Source organism: Streptomyces sp. NPDC005181 (assembly GCF_040608395.1).
GTDB lineage: Bacteria > Actinomycetota > Actinomycetes > Streptomycetales > Streptomycetaceae > Streptomyces.
In genome coordinates this window covers 1-3460 of sequence record NZ_JBEXID010000207.1, presented here as the reverse complement: position 1 = coordinate 3460, position 3460 = coordinate 1, and the positions used below count along the sequence as shown (strand labels likewise).

Below are 3460 nucleotides of genomic sequence, written 5' to 3'. Positions count from 1 at the left end.
GGTGGAGCCATGAATCCCACCGCAAGACCGCCCGAGCCAAGACCGTCGAGGACCTCATCGCGGCGTAATCAACCGGCCACCCGACAGGCTCTCAGCCGCGGTAGGTCTCCAGCAGCCGCAGCCAGACTTCGCCGAGGGTGGGGAAGGCGGGGACGGCGTGCCAGAGCCGGTCGAGGGGCACCTCGCCGGCGACCGCGATGGTGGCCGAGTGCACCAGTTCCCCGACGCCGGGGCCGGCGAAGGTGACGCCCACCACGGTGTTGCGGTCGGTGTCGATGAGCATGCGGGCCCGGCCGCGGTAGTCCTCGCCGTACTGGTGGGCGCCGGCGACGCGGGCGAGGTCGTAGTCGACGACCTCGATGCGGCGCCCGCTCTGCTCGGCCTCGCGGCTGGTCAGGCCGACGGAGGCGACCTCGGGGGTGGTGAAGACGACCTGGGGGACGGCCGCGTGGTCGGCGGTGGCGACATGTGCGCCCCAGGGGGCGTCGTCGATGGGCTCTCCCTTGGCGCGGGCGCCGATGACGGTGCCGGCGATCCGGGCCTGGTACTTGCCCTGATGCGTCATCAGGGCGCGGCGGTTGACGTCGCCGACGGCGTAGAGCCAGCCGCCGTCGACGCCGGTGACACGGAAGGTGTCGTCGACGGTCAGCCAGTCCCCGGGGGTGAGACCGACGGTCTCCAGGCCGACGTCGCGGGTCTGCGGGGCGCGGCCGGTCGCCAGCAGGATCTCGTCCGCGGCCAGCTGCCCGCCGTCTGCCAGCGTGATCCGCACCTCGCCGTCCTCGCGTGCCAGGGAGGTGACGGTGGTGTTGAAGCGGATGTCGACGCCGGCTTCGCGCAGTCCGTCCGTGACCAGTTCGCCGGCGAACGGCTCCATCCGCTCGAGGAGTCCGTTCTCGAGGACGAGCATGGTGACCTGGGAGCCGAGGGCCTGCCAGGCGGTGGCCATCTCGACGGCGACCACACCGCCTCCGACGACGGCGAGGCGGCCGGGCACCTTGTCGGCGCTGGTGGCCTCGCGGCTGGTCCAGGGGCGGACGGTGTCGAGTCCGGGGATGGGGGGCAGGGCGGCGCGGGTGCCGGTGGAGATGGCGACGGCGTGCCGGGCGGTCAGGGCGATGTTGTCGCCCTCAAGGGTCTGCACGGCCACCTGCTTGGGGCCGGTGAGGCGGCCGTGGCCGCGTATGAGGTCGACGGAGACCGAGTTCAGCCAGTCGACCTGGTCCTCGTCCTTCCAGTACGAGGACATCTTGTCGCGGTGTGCGAGGACCGCGGCGACGTCCAGCGGCCCGGTCACCGCCTGGCGCAACCCGGGTACGCGGTGCGCGTCGGCACGTGCCACCACCGGCCGCAGCAGCGCCTTGCTCGGGTCGCAGGCCCAGAACGAGCACTCCCCGCCGAGGAGTTCGCGCTCCACGATCACGGTACTGAGGCCCGCGGCGCGGGCGCGTTCGGCCACGTTCTCGCCGACCGGACCTGCGCCGATGACGATCACGTCGTAGGTGCGGGTTGTCTCGTTCATCACTGCTTCGGTAACTCGGGTGGTTGGTGTGGTGTCAGCGGCCGGGGGCGCGCTGTGTCACTTCCTGGAGCACCCAGCCGTTGCCGTCCGGGTCGCTGAAGGTGAGGTAGGAGCCGTACGAGGCGCGATCGGGGTGCGGGCCGGCCAGGCGCTCCTGGCCTGCGCCCTGGTGGACGGCACCTCCGGCCTCGTGGCCGTGGAACAGCCCTCCGGCGTCGTGGAACACCTCCGTCACCTCGATACCGCGGCCGGTGAGCTCCGCTCGGGCCTCCTCGATGTCGGAGACGACGAGATACAGGCCCTGGAACGAGCCGGGGGCAATGGGCGTCATCCCCTCGCCGAAGATGAACGAGCACTCGGAGCCGGGCGGCGTGAAGTGCACGACCCGGAAGTCCTCGTTGGCCGTGTAGTCGACGTCCAGGCGGAATCCCACCGCCTCGTAGAAGGCCTTGGCCCGGTCGACGTCGGAGACGGGTAGCACGATCATTTCGAGCTTCAGATTCATGGGGGGGTGTCCTTGTTTCTTGACGTCGGTGGATTACGCCCAATGCGTCACCGGTTCAACGGGTGCACGGCCGCCAGGGCAGGGGGGTGCGTACTGCCCTGGCGGCCAGGGCTGACGCGCCCCAAGCTCTCCGCATCGGCGTCTCGATGGCCACCGGTGCCCCGCGGACGAGCGCCGGACGCGTCGGTGAAACGGCTCGTTCCTAAGCGACCGTGAGCACGATCTTGCCCTGGATGTGCCCTCGGGCGGCGCGTTCGTGCGCGGCTCGGGCATCCGCGAGCGCAAACGTGCTGTCGATCGCGACGCGGACCGTGCCCGCGTCGAGCAGGCGTCCCAGTTCGGCAAGCTGCGCGCCGTTCGAGCGGACCTGGGTGCCCGTGACTGTGACGCCCAGCTTCACGGTCTCTTCTTCGTCGAATTCGCCGAAGAACACGGGGAACTGGGAGCCGCCGCGCTTGAGCGTGCGCAGGAAGCGCTTGCTGTCGGGGCCACCGACGGCGTCGAGAACGAGGTCGACGTCGTGCACGAGTTCCTCGGGACGGCTCTTGGTGTAGTCGATGAACTCGTCGGCGCCGAGCTCGCTCAGGAACAATTCATGTGCACCCGACGCCACCGCGATGACACGTGCACCCTTCCATTTCGCCAGCTGTAGCGCGAAGTGCCCCACGCCGCCCGCGGCGCCGTTGATGAGCACCGTCACGTTGGCGTCGAGTGGCACCGGACGATGCTGCGCCGCCTGGAACGGCGACGGGTGATCGTGTCCGAGCTCGATCAGGAACTGCCACGCGGTGAGCCCGGCCATAGGCGCCCCGGCGGCGTGCACGTGATCGATGCCGGCCGGCTTGAGTGCGAGGTCCGACGCAGGCGCGGCCACGTACTCGGCATATGTGCTGCCATCGAAGCTGGGGAAGCGAAGGAGACCGAAGACTTCATCACCGACGGAGAAGCCGTCCACATCCGCGGCGACAGCCTCGACGACGCCCGACAGGTCCGTCCCCGGAATCACGGGCAGGCTGAACTTCGGCCTCACCTCAGGAGGCAGGTTGGACATCCCGTCGCGCAGGTACCAGTCGGGGGGGTTGACACCGACCGCGTGCACGCGAACGAGCACCTCACCCGGCCCCGGCTCGGGAATCGGCACCTCGTCGTAACGCAGAACTTCAGGGCCGCCGAGCTCATGGAGCCGGACCGCCCTCATCGTGTGTGTCGGCATCGTTTTCTCCTGCCCGCGCTGCGGGATAGGCTTATTCGGGTCAGCGATCCACATAAGCGGACCACTGATCCGAATATATGGACCACTGATCCGAATAGTCAAGAGGGACAGATGCGGGCCGACGCCAGGAAGAACCGCGACCACCTGCTCGCAGTAGCGGGCACCGCCATCACCGAGCAAGACGTCGACGTGTCACTGCGCGACATCGCGCGCAGGGCCG

Annotated in this window: 3 protein-coding genes and 1 pseudogene; 1 reads left to right on the top strand and 3 read right to left on the bottom strand. The window is 69.5% G+C overall.

Annotated features, from left to right (window positions below; all coding sequences use genetic code 11):
- Positions 1 to 91: 91 nt before the first annotated feature.
- From ABZV38_RS39860 to ABZV38_RS39850, 3 genes are all read right to left on the bottom strand, one after another.
- Positions 92 to 1522 carry an NAD(P)/FAD-dependent oxidoreductase gene (locus ABZV38_RS39860; protein WP_356333796.1) on the bottom strand — a complete coding sequence of 477 codons (1431 nt, stop codon included), beginning with the start codon at positions 1520 to 1522 and terminating at the stop codon, positions 92 to 94.
- Between the two features lie 34 nt (positions 1523 to 1556).
- Positions 1557 to 2027, bottom strand: a complete 471-nt coding sequence (locus ABZV38_RS39855; RefSeq protein WP_356333794.1) for a VOC family protein — start codon at positions 2025 to 2027, stop codon at positions 1557 to 1559.
- Positions 2028 to 2229: 202 nt separating this feature from the next.
- On the bottom strand, positions 2230 to 3240 hold the full coding sequence (locus ABZV38_RS39850) for an NADP-dependent oxidoreductase (protein ID WP_356333797.1): 1011 nt from the start codon (positions 3238 to 3240) through the stop codon (positions 2230 to 2232).
- Between the two features lie 111 nt (positions 3241 to 3351).
- Between ABZV38_RS39850 and ABZV38_RS39845 the strand changes: the two are divergent.
- Positions 3352 to 3460 (top strand): annotated as a pseudogene (locus tag ABZV38_RS39845) (TetR family transcriptional regulator); the annotation flags it as partial.

Excerpts from the sequence above, each read along its gene's own strand:
- ABZV38_RS39860 (WP_356333796.1), bottom strand. The coding sequence starts at position 1,522 with ATGAACGAGACAACCCGCACCTACGACGTGATCGTCATCGGCGCAGGT.
- ABZV38_RS39855 (WP_356333794.1), bottom strand. The coding sequence starts at position 2,027 with ATGAATCTGAAGCTCGAAATGATCGTGCTACCCGTCTCCGACGTCGAC.
- ABZV38_RS39850 (WP_356333797.1), bottom strand. The coding sequence starts at position 3,240 with ATGCCGACACACACGATGAGGGCGGTCCGGCTCCATGAGCTCGGCGGC.